We start from the raw sequence: 18,888 nt of genomic DNA on the forward strand, positions 1-18,888 counted from the left end.
CGGCAGTGAAAATGGATACGAGAAACGTGAGGATGACCCCCATCATGATCAGCGTTTTCATGAAATCCCCCTCTCATCCTTTTATCCCTTGTTGTCTTTTAGCATGCGGTGCCTCGGCAGGGCCGCGGTGTCTCTGCGGACCTGGCATATCTGCTTTTATTATGAAGGGTTTGTTCCGCTCTTGTCAATTCGAGGAAGTATATTTCAATTTCAATATGAAAAGCATCGAAAGGGACATCTCCGCATAGATTGGATGTAACAGTGATTCACTTTGCACCTTGCATCAATCATCATATAGGAGGTTCTTATGGATATATTAAAAAAGATTGAACAGTATAGAGAGGAAGAACAGCGTCTGAAATGGGAAGGAACCTTCGCCGATTATCTGGAAATCGTAAAAGAAAACCCAATTGTCGCTCAATCTGCTCACTCCCGCGTTTACAATATGATCAAAGACAGCGGCATTGATGAGAAAGACGGAAAAAAAGTATACCGCTTCTTTGACAAAGAGCTGTTTGGTCTTGAGGAACCGTTGGAACGTCTGGTAGAAGAATATTTTCATCCGGCCGCAAAACGGCTTGATGTCAGAAAAAGAATACTGCTGCTGATGGGGCCGGTCAGCGGCGGAAAATCAACCCTTGTGACAATGCTGAAAAGGGGGCTTGAAGCTTATTCATTGACAGACCAGGGCGCCGTGTATGCGATTAAAGGCTGCCCGATGCATGAAGACCCGCTTCATTTAATTCCCCAGCATTTACGCGACGATTTTTATAAGGAATACGGCATTCGCATCCAAGGAAACCTTTCGCCGCTCAACATGATGCGGCTCGAGCAGGAATACGGCGGCCGAATTGAAGATGTGAAGGTTGAAAGAATCTTTTTTTCCGAGGATAAGCGGACAGGAATCGGCACGTTCAGCCCCTCTGATCCAAAATCGCAGGATATCGCCGATTTGACGGGAAGCATTGATTTTTCGACGATAGCTGAATACGGATCAGAGTCAGACCCGCGCGCATACCGGTTTGACGGTGAATTGAACAAAGCGAACAGGGGGATGATGGAATTTCAGGAAATGCTGAAATGCGATGAAAAGTTTCTCTGGCATCTCCTGTCCCTGACACAGGAAGGGAATTTTAAAGCGGGCCGGTTCGCTCTGATTTCGGCAGATGAACTGATCGTCGCCCATACAAATGAAACCGAATACCGCTCATTTATTGCGAATAAGAAAAATGAAGCGCTTCATTCCCGCATTATCGTCATGCCGATTCCATATAATCTGAAAGTATCTGAAGAAGAACGGATCTACGAGAAAATGATTGCGGAAAGCGATGTATCAGAAGTGCATATCGCCCCGCATACGTTAAAAGTGGCCGCGATGTTTTCCATTTTAACGCGCTTGAAGGAACCGAAGCGTTCAGACGTCGACCTCGTCAAAAAAATGAGGCTCTATGACGGAGAAAGCGTTGAAGGGTATAACTCGGCCGATGTCGAGGACTTGAAAAAAGAATACAATGATGAAGGGATGAGCGGTATTGATCCGAGGTATGTGATCAACAGAATTTCTTCGACGATCATCCGCAAGAACATGGAATCGATTAATGCACTCGATGTTCTTCGCTCTTTAAAGGAAGGGCTTGATCAGCACCCGTCGATCTCCGCTGAAAACCGTGAGCGCTATTTGAACTTTATTTCGGCGGCGAGGAAAGAATACGATGAAATGGCGAAAAAGGAAGTCCAAAAAGCGTTTGTCTATTCATATGAAGAATCGGCCAAAACGCTGATGGACAATTATCTTGATAATGTGGAAGCCTACTGCAACAAAATCAAGCTGCGCGATCCGCTGACAGGCGAAGAAATGAGCCCTGATGAAAAGCTGATGAGATCGATAGAAGAGCAGATCGGAATTTCCGAAAATGCGAAAAAAGCATTCCGCGAAGAAATTCTCATCAGAATTTCCGCTTATGCAAGAAAAGGGAAGCGGTTTGATTACAACTCGCACGAACGTTTGCGGGAGGCCATCCAGAAAAAGCTGTTTGCCGATCTGAAGGACGTTGTCAAAATCACGACTTCGACAAAAACGCCTGATGAACAGCAGCTCAAAAAAATCAATGAAGTTGTCGCCCGGCTCATTGATGAACATGGCTATAACTCGACCAGCGCCAACGAGCTTCTGAAATACGTAGGAAGCTTATTAAACCGGTAAATTCACGACCCGTCCGGAACAAGGGCGGGTTCTTTTGTCCCATTTTCATAATTGAATGTCAAAAGTCATCAGCATGCCGCATAGGATAGAAGTAAACATTTTTTAAGACTTGTTTCACAGGAATTGGCATACGGAAAACTCCTGTATTAGGGATTGATCAATAAGGAGGGGAATTCATGTCCCACAAAGACAACGGCCATTTTATCATTTCTCAGGAAGACTGGTCCCTCCATCGAAAAGGGTATGATGACCAACAGCGCCATCAGAAAAAGGTGCAGGATGCAATAAAAAACAATCTGCCTGATCTGATCACTGAAGAAAGCATCATCATGTCCAACGGCAAGGATGTCGTCAAAATACCGATTCGGTCATTAGATGAGTACAAAATCCGCTATAACTATGATAAAAATAAACATGCTGGACAGGGAGACGGTGACAGCCAAGTCGGAGATATCGTGGCGAGAGACGGCGCAGACAGAAGAAGCGGCGCCGGAAAAGGGCAGGGAGCAGGCGATCAGGCCGGCGAGGATTATTATGAAGCGGAAGTTTCGCTCATGGATCTGGAAGAAGCGCTTTTCAGCGAGATGGAGCTGCCGAACCTTCAGCAGAAGGAGCGCGATGACATTGTCGTTGAAGATATTGAGTTTAACGATATCCGCAACACAGGCCTGACAGGCAACATCGATAAGAAAAGAACGATGCTTTCGGCGTATAAGCGCAACGCGATGACCGGGAAGCCGTCATTTTATCCGATTTTTCCGGAGGATCTGAAATTCAAAACATGGAATGACGCGGTTAAGCCGGAATCGAAGGCCGTCGTTCTGGCGATGATGGATACGAGCGGTTCGATGGGCGTCTGGGAAAAATATATGGCGCGCAGCTTTTTCTTTTGGATGACACGCTTTTTGCGGACAAAGTATGAAACGGTTGAGATCGAATTTATCGCCCATCATACAGAAGCGAAAGTCGTCTCTGAGGAGGATTTCTTTTCAAAAGGGGAAAGCGGGGGGACGATTTGTTCGTCCGTCTACAGAAAATCGCTCGAGCTGATGGAGGAAAAATACCACCCGGCCCGCTATAATATTTATCCGTTTCATTTTTCCGACGGCGATAATTTAACATCTGACAATCCCCGCTGCGTCAAGCTCGTCGGCGAAATTATGGAAAAAGCGAATTTGTTTTGCTATGGCGAAGTCAATCAGTACAACAGGCATTCAACTTTAATGTCAGCCTATAAAAATATAAAAAATGAAAAATTCAAATATTATATTTTAAAACAAAAAGCTGATGTGTTTCAAGCGCTGAAAAGCTTTTTCAGCAATGAAGAACGGCATCAATATACGTAGCATTACAAACCAGGCCTCTGTAAACAGAGGCTTTTTTATGTGGAAAATATTAAAACTGAATTTTTTAAGACAATTTTATTGACATTCTTGATTACTTTAACTAATATTTAATCTTGTTAACTATTTTAATTTGTTGGATAGGGGTGACATGTATTTTACGAATTCCCGTCTTTCTTGCTCAGTTTTGAGCAACTTTAACAAAGGAGCTCAGTACACGTCCGGTCTATTTCTGGGCGGGAAAAGGGGCATGTAAAATGCAAATTTGCATAAACCGCTGATCAAAAGCAATGATCTGACGGTTATCTAAAAAATAGAAGGAATTTGAAAGGAGAAATAACAAATGAGCAAAGGACGTTTAATTGCTACCAACATTATCGGACTTATCATCGTGCTTGCCATCATAGCGGGAGGCGCGTATTTCTATTATGACAGCATCAGCTATGTCAAAACAGATGAAGCCCATGTGACAGGCGATATGACAACAATCACTGCGCCTGCTACAGGAAAGCTGACAGACTGGGATGTTACAGAAGGAACAAAAGTATCTAAAGATGAAAAAACAGCGAAAATCAAAGGCGAACAAACGGTTGATGTGAAGTCCATCATGGACGGAACAATCGTGAAAAACGAAGCGAAAGAAGGACAGATCGTACAAGCCGGCCAAACGCTTGCCCAAACGATTGACATGGACCACCTCTATATTACAGCAAACATTAAAGAAACAGACCTTAAAGAAATTGAAAAAGGGGATAAAGTAGACATCGTCGTCGACGGTGATCAAGGCACTACATTTGAAGGAAATGTCGAAGAAATCGGCTATGCAACAAATTCGACATTCGACCTGCTTTCCCAAAGCAATTCAAGCGGAAACTACACAAAAGTAACGCAAAAAGTACCTGTGAAAATTTCAATTAAAAACCCATCTGATAAAGTGCTTCCGGGTATGAACGCATCAGTGAAAATTTCTAAGTAACCGGAGGGTAAAAAAACAGCGAAAGGAGGATGTCATAAGTGGCTTCTCAAAACAAACAAGGTAATGCCTCACTGCTTATTATATTAATGGCCGGCCTATTTCTGGCCATTTTGAATCAGACGCTGCTTAATGTGGCGATGCCGCACTTGATGACGGAATTTAATGTGAGCGCCACGACCATTCAATGGCTGACAACAGGATACATGCTTGTCAACGGTGTTTTGATTCCTTTATCAGCTTTTTTGATTATGCGGTTTGGCGGCCGCAGTTTATTTTTGACCGCGATGCTGCTGTTTACGATCGGAACGCTGATATGCGGGATTTCACCCAACTTTTCAACGATGTTAATCGGCCGTCTTATTCAGGCTGCCGGCGGAGGAATCCTTCAGCCGCTGGTGATGACAACCATTCTGTTCATTTTCCCTCCGGAAAGCCGCGGGAAAGGAATGGGAATCTTCGGCCTTGCGATGATGTTCGCTCCGGCGGTCGGTCCGACTTTATCCGGCTGGATCATCGAAAATTACGACTGGCGGATCATGTTTTACGGACTCGTGCCGATTGGCGTCATCGTGATCATTTGCGGATTTTTCTTATTTAAAAATATGACTGAACCTAAAAAAATCAAGCTTGATCTCGCGGGAACGCTTCTTTCCATCATCGGTTTTGCATCATTGCTTTACGGTGTAAGTGAAGCGGGCTCCGACGGCTGGGATGATCCGATCGTTCTTTCCACTGTTATCATCGGTGCGATCGGCATCATTGCCTTTATCGTTCAGCAATTGAAAGTGAAAGAGCCAATGCTTGACTTCAGGGTGTTCAAATACGATATGTTTTCATTGTCAAGCGTAATCAATGCGATCATCACGGTTGCGCTGTATGCGGGGATGTTCCTGCTACCGATCTATTTGCAGAATCTGGTCGGGTTTACGGCGCTTCAATCAGGTTTGTTAATGCTTCCGGGCGCGATCGTGATGCTTATTATGTCACCTGTGTCAGGAATCCTGTTCGACAAAGTCGGACCGAGACCCCTGGCGATCGTCGGCTTATTGATTACTGTTGTGACGACTTACGAATTTACGACGCTTACCATTGATACGCCGTATATGCACATCGTACTCATTTATGCGATTCGCGCATTCGGTATGTCAATGCTGATGATGCCGATTATGACAGCCGGCATGAACCAGCTGCCGAAACAATTAAACAGCCACGGAACGGCTATGTCGAATACGCTGCGTCAAATCAGCGGTTCAATCGGTACAAGCTTGATTACGACGATTTATACAAACCGTACGACATTCCACTACGCATCAATGGCCGATCAAACGAATACGGCTGATCCGACATTTATGCACACATTGCAGTCAACGATACAGTCCGTCGCGCAATCTATGCATATATCTGCCGAACAAGCCCAACAATATGTTGTGAAATACCTGGCAGGACAAGCCCAGCTCAATTCCAACGTCATGGGCATTAATGACGCCTTTATGTGGGCGGCCGGACTCTGCCTGGTCGGTCTTGTATTAAGTCTGTTTTTAAGAGATGTCAGAAAAGACAAGGAACGCAAGAAAAGCAAAGCGGGAGAGCTGACTTTGCTGCCGGCTCCAAAAGAAGCAAAAGAGTCTTAAACCAGGAGGTTTTAATATGAAAATCTATGTTGTTTATGACAGTGAAGGCGAGCATACGAAAAAATTAGCCCAATCCATCGCTGAAGGCGCTGGAGAAACAGAAGGAGCAGAGGTGCTGATCGACCATGTCAGCCAGGCGGACATCAGAAAGCTTGAGGATATGGATGCGATCATTTGGGGATGTCCCGGCCATTTCGGCACGATCAGCTCAGGTTTAAAATCCTGGATCGACAGATTGGGCTACCTTTGGGCCGAAGGAAAGCTGATCAACAAGGTCGGAGCAGTCTTCTGCACAACGGCAACGACTCACGGCGGACTTGAAGCGACAATGCTCAATCTGATCACCCCGATGCTTCATCAAGGAATGATGGTTGTCGGTTTGCCTGGAAATGTGCCGGAAAATGCTTTATACGGATCATATTACGGAGTGGGCATTACCTGTCCGGTTGACAGCGATGAATTGATTTCCGAGGAAGGTCTTGAACTGGGACGGGCTTTGGGCAGACGTGTCACACAGGTGACAGACCGTTTTGTCAACGGGCAGTAAGGAGTGGTTGATATGACCATTATTTTGACCATTATAGCTGCAATCATCGTCATTATCGGTCTTATCGTGTTTAATGTGCGATCTGCATCTCCGGGTAAAGACGAGCCTGAACAGCATGAGGCGGAGTCCGCCCGGGCTGGGGATGTCCTCGAGGCGCCGCAGCCTGAAGAACCCGTGAAAGAGACGCTTGAGCGCGCTTCTGAAGATGACAGGTATGTCATGGATGATCAGACATACCGGAAGACGCTGCAAAAGCTTCATCAGCCTAAAGAACAGCATCAGCCTGAAAAAACGCAGATGGATGACATGGACTATAGAAATGCATTAAAATCCATGCAAAAGCGTAAGCAGGATTAAAAGCAGATTCGCTGAATATCAGCGAGTTTGCTTTTTTTATGGATTTTTTTACACATTGATTGTATTTTCTTCTGTACCAGTGTACTATTGATGTAGTACACTGGTACAGAGATATAGGGGAGGGTATCGTTTGAAATCTTTCAGCGGTTTATTTAAAAAAGATTTGCTCATCTCAAGATTTTGGTCTGTGACATGGATGTTTTGTATGCTTTTGGCGATCTTTGCAAGCTTTGCGTTTGCTCATTATACAGGCGAACCAATGGCGCTGTTCGGGGCTTTTGTCACCATCTTGTTGTTTCATTCTCTGTTTTGCCCTCTCATGATCATCAGCCAGCTCCGTTTAGAAGGAAAAACGCAGCTATGGCTCTACAATCCGAACAAGGGTGCGGTTTTGCTGCTGTCAAAGCTTGCGGCAGCCGCCGTTTATCAATTGGCTTCCCAGGTGATTCTGTTTATGTTCGGCTTGATTGTGAGAGGCTTTCTGAGACCTGTAGCTGACAGTATGTTTTCTGTTTCAGATTTGTTTCTTGTCAACATCGCGGCTTTTTTAGAATCAGTGTTTTTTGCCATATGGGTGATGTTTTTATGGACGATATATGAAGCTCTCAGAAAATATCCCGCTATCAAAAAAATCCGCTGGCTTATTCCTTTATTCATCTACAATGCCTATGGATTGCTGGAGGGGCTGTTCATCAAGAGCGGACTGTTCGAGTCTGCACAGAAGTTTTGGAGCCTTTCCTTAAAAATGAATTTCAAATTTCACTACTATCAAGATTCGGGATGGACCGTTTCATTTTCCAAAATTGATCTTCCGGGTGTTCTCCTGCTGTATTACGCAGTGTTAGGCGTCTGTCTCTTCTATTTCTCCGGCAAAATACTTGATAGAAGAGTTGAGGTGTAAATGTGATGGCGAATGATTTTTCCGCTTCAAAGCCGATCTATAAGCAAATTGCCGAACAGCTTTTAAAAAAAATGGTCCGCGAAGAGATTAAGCCGGGAGAAAAACTGCCTTCCGTCCGGGAACTGGCTGTGCAGACGCAAGTAAATCCGAATACGATTCAAAGGACCTACAATGAAATGGAAAGGATGGGAGTCGTGGAGACCAGGAGGGGACAGGGAACGTTTGTTGTGGAAAATACGGAAGTGATCGATGAGTTGAAGCGGGAGATGCGGGCTGAGGTCATCGGACAATTTGTGCAAAGCATGGAAGAGCTCGGTTTGTCTAAACAGGATATGCTGTCCGAACTCGACCGTTATTTGCAGAAAGGAGATCCAAATGAACATTGAGCTGAAAAACGTCACGAAAAAGTACGGCACAGGCTATGCACTCAAAGGCGCCGATCTGTCTTTGTCTCCCGGCAAAATATATGGATTGGCCGGACCGAACGGCAGCGGCAAATCAACAATCTTAAAGCTGATCACAGGCCTCTCTTTTCCGGATTCGGGAACGGTGTTGATCGATGGCAAGCCGGCGGCGCGGAACTTGACGGGAAGCATCGCCTATTTAACAGAGCTCGATATGTTTTATGATCCTTTCCGTGTAAAGGATATGATCGATTTTTATGGAAGCCAGTTTGCCGATTTTCAGCGGGATAAGGCTTTTTACCTTCTACAAGAAATGAAAATCGATGAGGATAAAATAATCGGAAAGCTTTCCAAAGGAAACAGGGGCAGGCTGAAGCTGGTGCTGACATTAGCGCGTGATGCACCGGTTCTGCTCCTTGACGAACCCCTTTCAGGCCTTGATCCAATGGTCAGGGAATCGATTGTAAAGAGCCTTCTCACATACCTGGAGCTTGAAAAGCAGACGGTTATCATTGCCACGCACGAGATTCAGGAAATCGAACAGATTTTGGATGAGGTGATCGTCGTCTTCAACGGACGGATTGAGGAAAAAAAGGATGTCGAAGAACTTCGTGAAGAATCCGGATTGTCGCTTTTACAATGGCTTAAAGAGTTTATCGAAGAAAAATCATAATTCATCTTCAAATGGCGGGAGGAGAAGTGTGTGGAAACACTGCTGCAATTAAAAAACGTCTCAAAAACAATCAGAGGAAAGAAAATTATCGATGGATTGAGTTTTGACGTGCGCGCCGGGGAGATCTTCGGCTTTTTAGGACCGAACGGCGCCGGCAAAACGACAACGATCAGGATGATTGTCGGCCATATGAGCATCTCCGCCGGGGAGATCGCCGTGTGCGGAGTAAGCGTAAAAGACCATTTTGAACAGGCTGCCGGCCATCTCGGAGCGATCGTTGAAAATCCTGAACTGTATAAATTTTTAACGGGATATCAAAACCTTCAGCAATACGCGCGCATGACAAAAGGCGTGACAAAAAAGAAAATTGACGAAATCGTCGAGTTAGTCGGACTGAAGAACAGAATCCACGATAAGGTCAAAACATACTCTTTAGGTATGAGGCAAAGGCTCGGTCTCGCCCAAAGCCTTCTGCACGATCCGAAGCTCTTGATCCTTGATGAGCCCACAAACGGTCTTGATCCGGCCGGTATTCGGGAGATTCGTGATTATTTGCGGAAGCTGGCAAGGGAAAAAGGTATGGCGGTCATCGTTTCAAGCCACCTGCTTTCAGAAATGGAGCTGATGTGCGACAGAATCGCGATCATTCAAAACGGCAAACTGCGCGACATTCAGCAAGTACATGTCCCTGCCGCCGATGAGAAAAAACGCTATTATATTCAAGCTGACGATACTGAATCCCTGATACGGCAGGCCGCGGCTTTCGGGGATATGAAAATTGAAAAAGCGGAAAACGGCATTGAGCTCAGCCTCCGGAAAGACGATATGCCTGATTTTATTAAACATTTAACCGACAGCGGGGCCCGCTTATATGAAGTAAAAGCCGTTAACAAATCATTGGAAGACAGATTCCTGGAAATCACCGCAGATAAGGGGGAGGCTCAGCATGTTTAATCTCATCGTTAATGAATGGATCAAGATTTTCAACCGAAAAGGAACATACTTCATGATCGGGATATTGCTGCTATCTGTGATCGGATTGGGCATTCTGACAAAGACGATCGGAGAGACAGATCAAAACGCAGACTGGAAAAAGGAACTGGCGCAGGAAAATGCGGATATGAAGGAACAGCTTAAAGGAGTCAGCAATCCGGCTCTTGAAAAAAGCTACGAAAGATCGACCGCGATTAATGAGTATCGAATCAAGCATGATTTGCCGGAAGATGGAAATTATTCGGCACTGTCGTTCATCAGCGATGCCAGTGATGTGATCTCCTTCGCCGGACTGTTTGTGATTACGGTGGCGGCGGGAATCGTTGCGAATGAATTCAGCTGGGGAACGGTGAAGCTGCTTGTCATCCGGCCGATCAGCCGCTTTAAAATTCTGCTCGCAAAATATGTAACAGTCCTGCTGTTTGCATTGGCTTTGCTTTTCATATTGTTTGCAAGCGCGGGCATTACAGGTCTTGCTTTGTTCGGAGCGGGTGATGGCAGCCAGGTACACTTGGTGTATGCCAACGGAAGCGTTCAAGAAAAAAGTCTTTTATTGCACCTGGCCGGCAGCTATTTGCTGAATTCAATCTCGCTCTTGATGATGTCGACCATGGCCTTTATGATTTCAGCGGTTTTCAGAAACAGTTCACTTGCTGTAGGCATTTCGATTTTCCTTTTAGCTGTGGGCGGTACGGTAACAAATCTTCTCGCAGTAAAATTTGACTGGGTGAAATACATCTTATTTGCCAACACAGATCTCACCGAATACTTTGACGGAGTTCCGCTTGTTTCAGGAATGACGCTGGGATTCTCGATCGCGGTGCTGGCTGTCTATTTTATCGTTTTTCAAGTGCTCGCCTTCGGTGTATTCACAAAGAGAGACATCGCTTCATAAGCGCAAAAAAGCCTCACGCCTGTTTTCCGGGCATGAGGCTTTTTTAAAATAAAAGACTGCTGACATTCAGTCAGCAGTCCCGTATGAAGATCAGCGGTTCACAGCTTACGCTTTTGTTACGTTAGCAGCTTGCGGTCCGCGGTTTCCTTCAACGATTTCGAAAGATACAGATTGGCCTTCTTCCAAAGTTTTGAAGCCTTCGCCTTGAATAGCAGAGAAATGAACGAATACATCGTCTTGTCCTTCAACTTCGATGAATCCGAAACCTTTTTCAGAGTTGAACCATTTTACTTTACCTTCTAGCATGAAATTTCCTCCTAAAGCGATAACGCTTAAATTCACTATTCTTGCTCTAAAACAAACTTCCAAGACGAAAACTCTTACAAAACTTTCTTCTTAAAGATAGTTCGAACAAAAATAATTACCTTTACTTTACCAGTGTTTAAGCGAAATTACAACTGTTAAACGCAATTTTTTTGAAAAAATATGCGGCGGCAGATTTTTCTTAAAACAGCAGGCGTTCATACCGGTAAAAGTTTTGATTCGGGCTGTGCTATCTTCCTGAAATTTTTAAATATTCAATTGACAACACCTCAAAGAAGCTGTAAAGTTAGGTAAAACTTCATACACAACATACTTCTTATTCAGAGAGGCGGAGGGAATTGGCCCTATGAAGCCTCGGCAGCGGGTTCTGTGCGAAACAGAATACTGTGCCAACTCCAACAAGCCGATATTAGGCTTGGAAGATAAGAAGAGCGGATGCACTCTATTTTACCTGAGTCTAAAGGCTTCTTCTTATTTTCAAAAGAGGAAGCCTTTTTTGTTATTCAAAAACAGCGGAGGGATGACCATGATTACATTTCAGGGAGTTGAAAAGGTCTATGACAGAGGCGGAGAGAAAATCCGGGCGCTGAATGGCATAGACCTTCATGTTAATAAAGGAGACATATACGGTGTGATCGGATTTAGCGGAGCGGGCAAAAGCACGCTGATCCGCTGCGTTAATTTTCTGGAAAAACCGACGGCGGGAAAGGTTTTGGTAGGCGGTCAGGATTTAACGTCCTTGTCGAAAAGCGAAATACGTTCTGTGAAACGGAAAATCGGAATGGTTTTTCAGCATTTTAATCTGTTAAATTCGAAAACGATTTTTGCGAATGTGGCAGCGCCGCTGGCGCTCGTGAAAACGCCGAAAGCCGAAATCAAACAAAAGGTGACAGAGCTGCTTCGGTTTGTCGGTCTCGAGGACAAAGCCGGCGCCTATCCGGATCAGCTTTCAGGAGGGCAGAAACAGCGGGTCGGCATCGCACGGGCACTAGCGACAAATCCGGAGGTTCTGCTTTGTGATGAAGCGACCTCTGCGCTTGATCCGCAAACGACGAGCGACATTCTCAAGCTGTTAAAGCGCGTCAATGAACAATACAACATCACGATTCTGTTAATCACCCATGAAATGAATGTCGCAAGGGAAATTTGCGACAAAGTCGCGGTGATTGAAAAAGGAAAAATCATTGAATCAGGCAGCGTATTTGACGTTTTTTCCGCTCCGAAAACGGAAACGGCCAAAAATTTTATCCGTTCGGCCATTGATCATGAGATTCCCGAGTCGATCCAAAAATTAAATAAAAAGCATCTCTATCAATTTCAATTTGTCGGGGAATCATCAGAAAGGCCGTTGCTTTCCCAAGTATCAAAGCGTTTCGATGTTGATGTTAATATTCTACACGGAACGATAACGGAGCTGCAGGGAATTCCTTTTGGAAGCATGACGGTCGAACTGCAGGGGGAGGACGGTGAAATCAGGCGGGCGCTCGATTTCGTCGCAACAGAAAACATTCGAGTCAAGGAGGTTAATTGACATGCTTGTTACATATGACCAAATCATCGACGCGCTGGTCGAAACGATTCAAATGACGATTTTCTCGCTTCTGTTTTCAAGCATTATCGGTATTCCGCTCGGGATTCTCCTCGTTGTGACAAGAAAGGGGCATCTCCTCGAAAATACAGCGGTTTTTACGGTGATTAATGTCATCATCAATATTTTCCGATCTGTTCCGTTTATCATCTTGATGGTCGCTTTGATTCCGATTACGCGGCTGATTGTGGGGACTTCGATCGGGACATGGGCGGCGGTTGTTCCGCTTACGTTTTATGCCGGACCGTATATCGCAAGGCTTGTCGAAAATTCGCTGCTTGAAGTGGAGCCGGGGGTGATTGAAGCTGCCGAAGCAATGGGAGCGACGCCGCGGCAGATCATTTTCCGGTTTTTGATTCCGGAAGCACTTGGTTCTTTAGTATTAAGCTTTACAGTTGCGACTGTAGGCTTGGTCGGGGCTTCAGCGATGGCAGGAGCAATAGGCGCCGGCGGGCTTGGGGATTTGGCGATTACGTACGGCTACCAGAGATTTGATACCATGACGATGATCGTGACGGTGGCGATACTTGTCATTGTTGTTCAAGGATTGCAGTCATCAGGGAATGTGCTGTCCAAAAAATTAAGAAGACGATAAAAAGAGAGGTATGCAGCTATGAAAAAATTTGCTTTTATTACGATTTTTCTTTTCATTATAAGTGTGTTTGCCGGATGCTCAAATTCGGAAAGCGGAACCATTAAAATCGGTGTCAGCGGGACGGATACAAGGGTATGGGATTATGTGAAGAAAAAAGCCGAAAAGGAAGGCTTGAAAATTGAAATCGTCAAATATTCGGACTATGTTCAGCCGAATATGGCCTTGGCCAGCGGAGACATTGACGCAAACGCCTTTCAGACGATATCCTATTTCAATTCATTTAAAAAAGAGCGCAATCTTGATTTATCACCGGTCGGGACGACAATCATCGCGCCGATGGGCATTTATTCGGATCATTACAAATCGGTTAAGGACATTCCGGACGGCGCAAAAATCGCAGTTCCGAGTGAAGCGACAAACATGGGAAGAGCGCTTCTTCTCCTGCAGCAGGCCGGTTTGCTGCAATTGAAAGACGGCTTTGACGGCAATGGTACGCTTGATGCGATCAAGAAAAATCCCAAGAAGCTTGAGATCACGACAGTAGCCGCAGAACAGACGCCGCGGGCGCTTCCCGATGTTGCTGCCTCTGTCATCAATAACGGAATCGCGGTCGATGCCGGGCTGAATCCGGTCAAAGATTCGATTGAGCTTGAAGACGAAACAGCTACGCCGTACATCAATATCATCGCCGCCAGAACAGAAGACCGGAACAGCGAAGATTTACAAAAGATTGTCAAATTGTATCAGTCTGACGATACTGCCGAATTTATCAAAAAAGAATTCAAAGGAGCTCAGCTTCCAACGTTTGTTCCGCTTAAAGAAATCGGGGAATAACAACTTTTCGCCGTGCTCCGATCATACGATTGTAAAGAATGGTGAATATCGTTAATTCCTACTTGACCAATAAGCTTTATTATACTATAGTTTTCTAATGTAAAAAAATTCTGGGGGTGCTTTTGTTATTATGGCATTTTTCGTTATTATAAATATTCTCGTCATGCTTGGCCTGATGGCGCTCCTTTATATGATGCAAAAAAAACATGTTTCGTTTTCCAAGAGAGTGTTTACCGCTCTGGGGCTCGGAATTGTCTTTGGGTTTGCTTTGCATTTTATATATGGTTCGTCTTCAGAAACGCTGACTCAGACATCAGATTGGTACAACATTGCCGGCAGCGGCTATGTCAAGTTTTTGCAGATGGTTGTTATGCCGCTTGTTTTCATCTCGATTTTAGGGGCTTTTACAAAACTTAAATTGACAAATAACATCGGGAAAATCAGCGGCCTTATCATCGGCATTCTGATTGCAACGACTGCTGTCGCCGCGGCGGTGGGAATTGCATCAGCGCTTTCTTTTGATCTCAAGGCCGTCCATGTTGACCAGGGCAGTGCAGAAACTTCGAGAGGCGCTGAATTGGAACAAAAATCGCAGGCGATGGAAGCCAAAACGCTTCCTCAGCAGATTGTCGAGCTGCTACCGGGAAATCCATTCTTAGACTTTACGGGGGCAAGACCGACATCAACGATCGCGGTCGTTATTTTCGCCGCAATTCTGGGGATGGCATACCTTGGCGTCAAGAAAAAACAGCCTGAGCAAGCAGAGCTCTTTAAAAAAATGGTTGATGCCGTCTATGCGATCGTCATGCGTGTTGTGACACTGATTTTGAGGCTGACACCTTACGGGGTATTGGCGATTATGACAAATACGATCGCCACAAGCGATCTCGACAGCATCGTCAAGCTCGGGAAATTTGTACTCGCGTCTTATGTGGCGCTGATCGTGATGTTCATCATTCATTTGCTGCTGATTACAATCAGCGGACTGAATCCTGTGACATACTTGAAAAAAGCATTGCCGGTGCTCATTTTTGCGTTCACTTCAAGATCAAGCGCAGGCGCTTTGCCTTTGAACATTAAAACGCAAAGAAGCCTCGGTGTTCCTGAAGGAATCGCAAACTTTGCCGGTTCATTCGGCCTGTCGATCGGCCAAAACGGCTGTGCAGGGATATATCCCGCGATGCTTGCGATCATGATCGCGCCGACGATTGGCCAAAATCCGCTTGATCCGTCATTCCTCATCACCGTGATTGCCGTTGTTGCCATCAGCTCTTTCGGTGTAGCAGGCGTCGGCGGCGGTGCTACATTTGCGGCGCTTCTCGTCTTATCGGCTTTAAATATGCCGGTTGCGCTTGCAGGATTGCTGATTTCAGTCGAACCGCTCATCGATATGGGGCGTACGGCACTTAATGTCAGCGGCAGCATGACGTCCGGCCTTGTCACAAGTAAGGTGACAAAGGAGCTTGAAACAGACACGTATCATGACCGCACAAATATTATCGAAGCTGAAATCTAAAAAAGGACCCGCACCGCTTGTTTAAGCGTGTGCGGGTTTTTTGCTAATATGTGCGGTTTGTTTGGCTCCACGGCTGCTCGTCATGAAATGGCGCATTAGTTTGATTTGCGGTCGTGAAGCTTGATGAATCTTGATTGGCGTTATGATCCGCCTGATGCTGTGGGCTGCCTTGACCGCTTTGCATTTGGCTTCCGGGATTGAATGCCTGCTTGATCAAATCGGCCGGATTCATCATCATGTCTTTCGCTGAGCTTTTCAGACGCTGTCCGTTTATTCGGCCTGCAAACATGCTTGCGACCCTCTTGCGGATTTCCGGTGAAAAAGCCATCGTCAGCGCGGCAGATCCGAGAACTAAAACAGCGGGGTGAATGCCGGTTCTTCTTCTGAACAAATGGTTAACCTCCTTTTTATGTATTACCATCCCCCGACCGTCTTTGTTTTATTCTAAAGCTCCGGCGGCAGCGCTTAACCGGTGTTTTTCAAAGAAGCTGAAAATAGCGGTAAAAGCCATCACTTTGTTTTCCTGTTTGGAAAAGCCGTGCCCCTCATCTTCCATGACAAGGTAGTCAATATCCCTTCCCAGATCCTTCAGCTGGTCTACAATCTGGTCGGATTCTTCCTTGACAACGCGGGGATCATTTGCGCCTTGGATGATCAGCATCGGCCGTGTCATATTCTCGAGATATGTGATCGGAGAATCGGCTGTCATTTTTTCCTGATCGCGCTCCGGATGTCCGACCCATTTCTCCATAAGAGGGCGCCAGAACGCCGGAACAGATGTGTAAAACGTAAACAGGTTGCTGACCCCGAATATATCAACGACAGCACGGAAATACTCGGGATGTCTCCCGTGCAGCAGCAGTGCCATATATCCGACAAAGCTGCCTCACATCAAAAACAGTTTATCCCGCTCGGCGAGCTTCTGGTCGATCAGCCATTCAATTCCGTACACCATGTCGAGACGCGGCCCTTCTCCCCAATCCTGCTCGACCATTTGATAAAACGTGTAGCCGTAGTTCGCAGAGCCCCGGAAATTCGGCGCGAACACTTGATAGCCCATTTTTGCAGCGATTTGAAAAATATCATAAAACCTGAGGTGTTCAGAGTGCTGCGGACCGCCGTGCGGCCATATGATCGTAAAACCGTTTGCATCCTGAGGATCGGGCTTAAACAGCAAGCCTTCGATCGGCAGTCCGTCAAAGGACGGATAAACGACTGTTTCCGGATAAGAAAGGTCATCTTCAAAAAAACCAGGGACCGCATGTTTTGTTAGCTGCCGCCATTCGGCTTCGTTTTTTGTTTTCACATATATATTGTTCGGTTTCGTCGGTGTTGATCCGAGAATGTACAGCGAGCCGGATGGGGCGCAGACCATCTTGGCGATAGAAGAACATGGGCAATCTACAGAACGGCTGTTTCCCGTTTTTGTGTCATATTGGAACAGCACATCGTTTACGCCTTTTTTTCCAACAATATAAAGGTATTTTCCTTCCTGATCAGCCTGAATGGCTGTCATTTCCGTTTTGTCTATCGAGAAGAGCGGGGTGAATGTATCAGTAGAAATGCTGTATGACGCAAGATATGAAAATTCGGAATCGTAGTTCGTTGTTACATATAGCATGTCGTCTGATGGAAAATATGATGAATATACCATGTGCGGTTTTTTTTCATCAGGAACGACCGGTCCTGCTTTTCCGTCAGAGGTTTGAATCATACAGACCGAATGGCTGTTGACGAAGGATACGTGGATACTTGCGGCTTTCCCGCCCGGACTGACATCGCTGAGCAGTGATGTTCCATCCTTTCCTCCAAAAACAAGCCGTTCTTCTCCTGTCTGCAAATCGTATCTGTATGTATTTAAAAAAGTGGGATTGCCGCTGGAAGATGAATAATAAACAGCATCCTTCACTGGGACCGGCTCAAAATGGCGGTCTTTTTGATTTCCGTTCAACAGCTGCATCTCCCCGCTGTTAGATCGAATACGGTATAAACTGCTTTTTTCATTGCCGTCATAGTCAAAACCGGCAAAAAGTTCTGAACCATCTTCACAGTAGGCGATTCCGTTTGAATTTTGGTTCAAAAAGGTGAGCTGATAAGGGTATGGATGAGGAAGTCCATCGCCCACAGATTGGATTTTCCATTGTTATTTGTGTCAAATACAAGCTGCGTTTCTTCGGGATGAACCGCAAAATCCGTAATCCGCAAAACATGAAATATCTTTTCCGCCTTCTGCAAGCCATCAGTCCGTTTCAATTTGTACAACCCCGATTTTTTTTAGATCATTACTATGATAGCAGAATTTGGGTTTGGAAATTGATCTTTGTACGAATAAATCACAGAGAAAAGAAAAACCTAAAGGTAAATATTTAAAGGAGGCATTTTGTTCATGTTAAACAAGAAAAAAAGCGTGATTGCTGCTTTACTTCTTCCGTTTTTGTTCGTCGCCGGATGCGGCATGGCGAATCAGGGAGAAAACGGCCGCAATAACGATAATGTAAGAAACGTAACAAACAGAGATAATCGCGATGCTTATGACCGCAATGGCTTAAATAATGTCACAGATGTCAATGACGCAAATAATGGGAATAACGCGAATGATGGGAATAACGCAAATTTTGTCAATGATGATAACCGCGATGGAAACAATATGAGAGAAGCTAACGATATCGCCGACAAGATCACTGACATGAAGGAAGTCAACAATGCGTCTGTCATCGTGACAGACAACAATGCTTATGTGGCGGTTGTTTTGACGGGAAATAAGCAAGGGGATGTTACACAAAGTTTGAAAAAGAAAATTTCCGATAAGGTCAAAGCAACAGACAAAAGCATTAATAATGTCTATGTTTCCGCTAATCCGGATTTTGTTGACAGAATGCAGGATTATGGAAGAAGAATTCAAAATGGCGAACCAATCAAAGGTCTGTTTGACGAATTTGGCCAAATGACCCGCAGGATGTTCCCTGAGCAAAAATAACCGCGTTTTTTAAAAAGACCGTCGATCCTTACCATCGCGGTCTTTTTTTTATTTTTTCCGAACGCACACTTTTACATATCCCTGCATAAGGTAAGAGATATACTCTTAAAATGGGGGTATAGCCCGTGGGG

18 protein-coding genes, 1 pseudogene and 1 riboswitch are annotated in these 18,888 nt (G+C 45.3%); of the genes and pseudogenes, 16 read left to right on the forward strand and 3 right to left on the reverse strand.

From position 1 onward, the window contains the following. Nucleotides 1-307: 307 nt before the first annotated feature. The 11 genes from prkA (at nt 308) to BTR1S_RS15925 (ending at nt 10,923) form a co-directional block, all read left to right on the forward strand. Nucleotides 308-2,203, forward strand: coding sequence for a serine/threonine protein kinase PrkA (gene prkA, locus BTR1S_RS15875; protein ID WP_006636563.1), 1,896 nt, complete (start codon nt 308-310; stop codon nt 2,201-2,203). 176 nt (nt 2,204-2,379) lie between these two features. After that, the gene (gene yhbH, locus BTR1S_RS15880; protein ID WP_006636564.1) at nt 2,380-3,549 is read left to right on the forward strand and encodes a sporulation protein YhbH; all 1,170 of its coding nucleotides are present in this window, start codon (nt 2,380-2,382) and stop codon (nt 3,547-3,549) included. Between the two features lie 340 nt (nt 3,550-3,889). Continuing rightward, nucleotides 3,890-4,522, forward strand: a complete 633-nt coding sequence (locus BTR1S_RS15885) for an HlyD family secretion protein (protein ID WP_006636565.1) — start codon at nt 3,890-3,892, stop codon at nt 4,520-4,522. A gap of 86 nt (nt 4,523-4,608) precedes the next feature. After that, complete coding sequence (locus BTR1S_RS15890; RefSeq protein WP_087962489.1) at nt 4,609-6,153, forward strand: DHA2 family efflux MFS transporter permease subunit; 1,545 nt, start codon at nt 4,609-4,611, stop codon at nt 6,151-6,153. A 16-nt stretch (nt 6,154-6,169) separates the two neighbouring features. Then, a complete protein-coding gene (locus tag BTR1S_RS15895) occupies nt 6,170-6,700 on the forward strand; it encodes an NAD(P)H-dependent oxidoreductase (protein WP_006636567.1) in 531 nt (176 codons plus the stop codon). Between the two features lie 12 nt (nt 6,701-6,712). Beyond that, entirely contained in the window at nt 6,713-7,057 is a 345-nt protein-coding gene (locus BTR1S_RS15900) for a hypothetical protein (RefSeq protein ID WP_029419090.1), read from the forward strand. A gap of 130 nt (nt 7,058-7,187) precedes the next feature. Further along, a complete protein-coding gene (locus tag BTR1S_RS15905) occupies nt 7,188-7,958 on the forward strand; it encodes a hypothetical protein (RefSeq protein WP_029419089.1) in 771 nt (256 codons plus the stop codon). 5 nt (nt 7,959-7,963) lie between these two features. Continuing rightward, complete coding sequence (locus BTR1S_RS15910; RefSeq protein WP_006636570.1) at nt 7,964-8,344, forward strand: GntR family transcriptional regulator; 381 nt, start codon at nt 7,964-7,966, stop codon at nt 8,342-8,344. After that, nucleotides 8,334-9,035, forward strand: a complete 702-nt coding sequence (locus BTR1S_RS15915) for an ABC transporter ATP-binding protein (protein ID WP_029419088.1) — start codon at nt 8,334-8,336, stop codon at nt 9,033-9,035. Before BTR1S_RS15910 ends, BTR1S_RS15915 begins: the two co-directional genes overlap by 11 nt. 30 nt (nt 9,036-9,065) lie before the next feature. Beyond that, nucleotides 9,066-9,989, forward strand: coding sequence for an ABC transporter ATP-binding protein (locus BTR1S_RS15920; protein WP_029419087.1), 924 nt, complete (start codon nt 9,066-9,068; stop codon nt 9,987-9,989). Next, the gene (locus BTR1S_RS15925) at nt 9,982-10,923 is read left to right on the forward strand and encodes an ABC transporter permease (protein ID WP_029419086.1); all 942 of its coding nucleotides are present in this window, start codon (nt 9,982-9,984) and stop codon (nt 10,921-10,923) included. The genes BTR1S_RS15920 and BTR1S_RS15925 overlap by 8 nt, the downstream gene beginning before the upstream one ends. 105 nt (nt 10,924-11,028) lie before the next feature. Here the strand turns inward: BTR1S_RS15925 and cspB are convergent, their stop codons facing one another. Further along, nucleotides 11,029-11,229 (reverse strand): cold shock-like protein CspB, encoded by a 201-nt coding sequence (cspB, locus tag BTR1S_RS15930; RefSeq protein WP_003155376.1) that lies wholly within the window; start codon nt 11,227-11,229, stop codon nt 11,029-11,031. Between the two features lie 331 nt (nt 11,230-11,560). After that, a riboswitch (SAM riboswitch) is annotated at nt 11,561-11,676 on the forward strand. Between the two features lie 97 nt (nt 11,677-11,773). Between cspB and BTR1S_RS15935 the strand changes: the two genes are divergently transcribed. The 4 genes from BTR1S_RS15935 to BTR1S_RS15950 all read left to right on the forward strand — a co-directional run bounded on the left by BTR1S_RS15935 (nt 11,774) and on the right by BTR1S_RS15950 (nt 15,780). After that, entirely contained in the window at nt 11,774-12,778 is a 1,005-nt protein-coding gene (locus tag BTR1S_RS15935) for a methionine ABC transporter ATP-binding protein (RefSeq protein ID WP_029419085.1), read from the forward strand. A gap of 1 nt (nt 12,779) precedes the next feature. Beyond that, on the forward strand, nt 12,780-13,430 hold the full coding sequence (locus BTR1S_RS15940; protein ID WP_029419084.1) for a methionine ABC transporter permease: 651 nt from the start codon (nt 12,780-12,782) through the stop codon (nt 13,428-13,430). 18 nt (nt 13,431-13,448) lie between these two features. After that, nucleotides 13,449-14,264 carry a MetQ/NlpA family ABC transporter substrate-binding protein gene (locus BTR1S_RS15945; protein WP_006636576.1) on the forward strand — a complete coding sequence of 272 codons (816 nt, stop codon included), beginning with the start codon at nt 13,449-13,451 and terminating at the stop codon, nt 14,262-14,264. Nucleotides 14,265-14,394: 130 nt separating this feature from the next. Further along, complete coding sequence (locus tag BTR1S_RS15950) at nt 14,395-15,780, forward strand: L-cystine transporter (protein ID WP_006636577.1); 1,386 nt, start codon at nt 14,395-14,397, stop codon at nt 15,778-15,780. Nucleotides 15,781-15,823: 43 nt separating this feature from the next. Here the strand turns inward: BTR1S_RS15950 and BTR1S_RS15955 are convergent, their stop codons facing one another. Further along, a complete protein-coding gene (locus tag BTR1S_RS15955) occupies nt 15,824-16,171 on the reverse strand; it encodes a hypothetical protein (RefSeq protein WP_006636578.1) in 348 nt (115 codons plus the stop codon). Between the two features lie 48 nt (nt 16,172-16,219). After that, a pseudogene (locus BTR1S_RS23640) lies at nt 16,220-17,740 on the reverse strand (alpha/beta hydrolase family protein). Nucleotides 17,741-18,166: 426 nt separating this feature from the next. On the opposite strand from BTR1S_RS23640, the gene BTR1S_RS15965 reads away from it, so the two are divergent. Then, nucleotides 18,167-18,757, forward strand: a complete 591-nt coding sequence (locus tag BTR1S_RS15965) for a YhcN/YlaJ family sporulation lipoprotein (RefSeq protein ID WP_006636579.1) — start codon at nt 18,167-18,169, stop codon at nt 18,755-18,757. Nucleotides 18,758-18,888: the final 131 nt, after the last annotated feature.

This window comes from Bacillus sonorensis NBRC 101234 = KCTC 13918 (assembly GCF_001592005.1).
Taxonomy (GTDB): domain Bacteria; phylum Bacillota; class Bacilli; order Bacillales; family Bacillaceae; genus Bacillus; species Bacillus sonorensis.

Excerpts from the sequence above, each read along its gene's own strand:
- prkA (WP_006636563.1), top strand. The coding sequence starts at position 308 with ATGGATATATTAAAAAAGATTGAACAGTATAGAGAGGAAGAACAGCGT.
- yhbH (WP_006636564.1), top strand. The coding sequence starts at position 2,380 with ATGTCCCACAAAGACAACGGCCATTTTATCATTTCTCAGGAAGACTGG.
- BTR1S_RS15885 (WP_006636565.1), top strand. The coding sequence starts at position 3,890 with ATGAGCAAAGGACGTTTAATTGCTACCAACATTATCGGACTTATCATC.
- BTR1S_RS15890 (WP_087962489.1), top strand. The coding sequence starts at position 4,609 with ATGGCCGGCCTATTTCTGGCCATTTTGAATCAGACGCTGCTTAATGTG.
- BTR1S_RS15895 (WP_006636567.1), top strand. The coding sequence starts at position 6,170 with ATGAAAATCTATGTTGTTTATGACAGTGAAGGCGAGCATACGAAAAAA.
- BTR1S_RS15900 (WP_029419090.1), top strand. The coding sequence starts at position 6,713 with ATGACCATTATTTTGACCATTATAGCTGCAATCATCGTCATTATCGGT.
- BTR1S_RS15910 (WP_006636570.1), top strand. The coding sequence starts at position 7,964 with ATGGCGAATGATTTTTCCGCTTCAAAGCCGATCTATAAGCAAATTGCC.
- BTR1S_RS15915 (WP_029419088.1), top strand. The coding sequence starts at position 8,334 with ATGAACATTGAGCTGAAAAACGTCACGAAAAAGTACGGCACAGGCTAT.
- BTR1S_RS15925 (WP_029419086.1), top strand. The coding sequence starts at position 9,982 with ATGTTTAATCTCATCGTTAATGAATGGATCAAGATTTTCAACCGAAAA.
- cspB (WP_003155376.1), bottom strand. The coding sequence starts at position 11,229 with ATGCTAGAAGGTAAAGTAAAATGGTTCAACTCTGAAAAAGGTTTCGGA.
- BTR1S_RS15935 (WP_029419085.1), top strand. The coding sequence starts at position 11,774 with ATGATTACATTTCAGGGAGTTGAAAAGGTCTATGACAGAGGCGGAGAG.
- BTR1S_RS15940 (WP_029419084.1), top strand. The coding sequence starts at position 12,780 with ATGCTTGTTACATATGACCAAATCATCGACGCGCTGGTCGAAACGATT.
- BTR1S_RS15945 (WP_006636576.1), top strand. The coding sequence starts at position 13,449 with ATGAAAAAATTTGCTTTTATTACGATTTTTCTTTTCATTATAAGTGTG.
- BTR1S_RS15950 (WP_006636577.1), top strand. The coding sequence starts at position 14,395 with ATGGCATTTTTCGTTATTATAAATATTCTCGTCATGCTTGGCCTGATG.
- BTR1S_RS15965 (WP_006636579.1), top strand. The coding sequence starts at position 18,167 with ATGTTAAACAAGAAAAAAAGCGTGATTGCTGCTTTACTTCTTCCGTTT.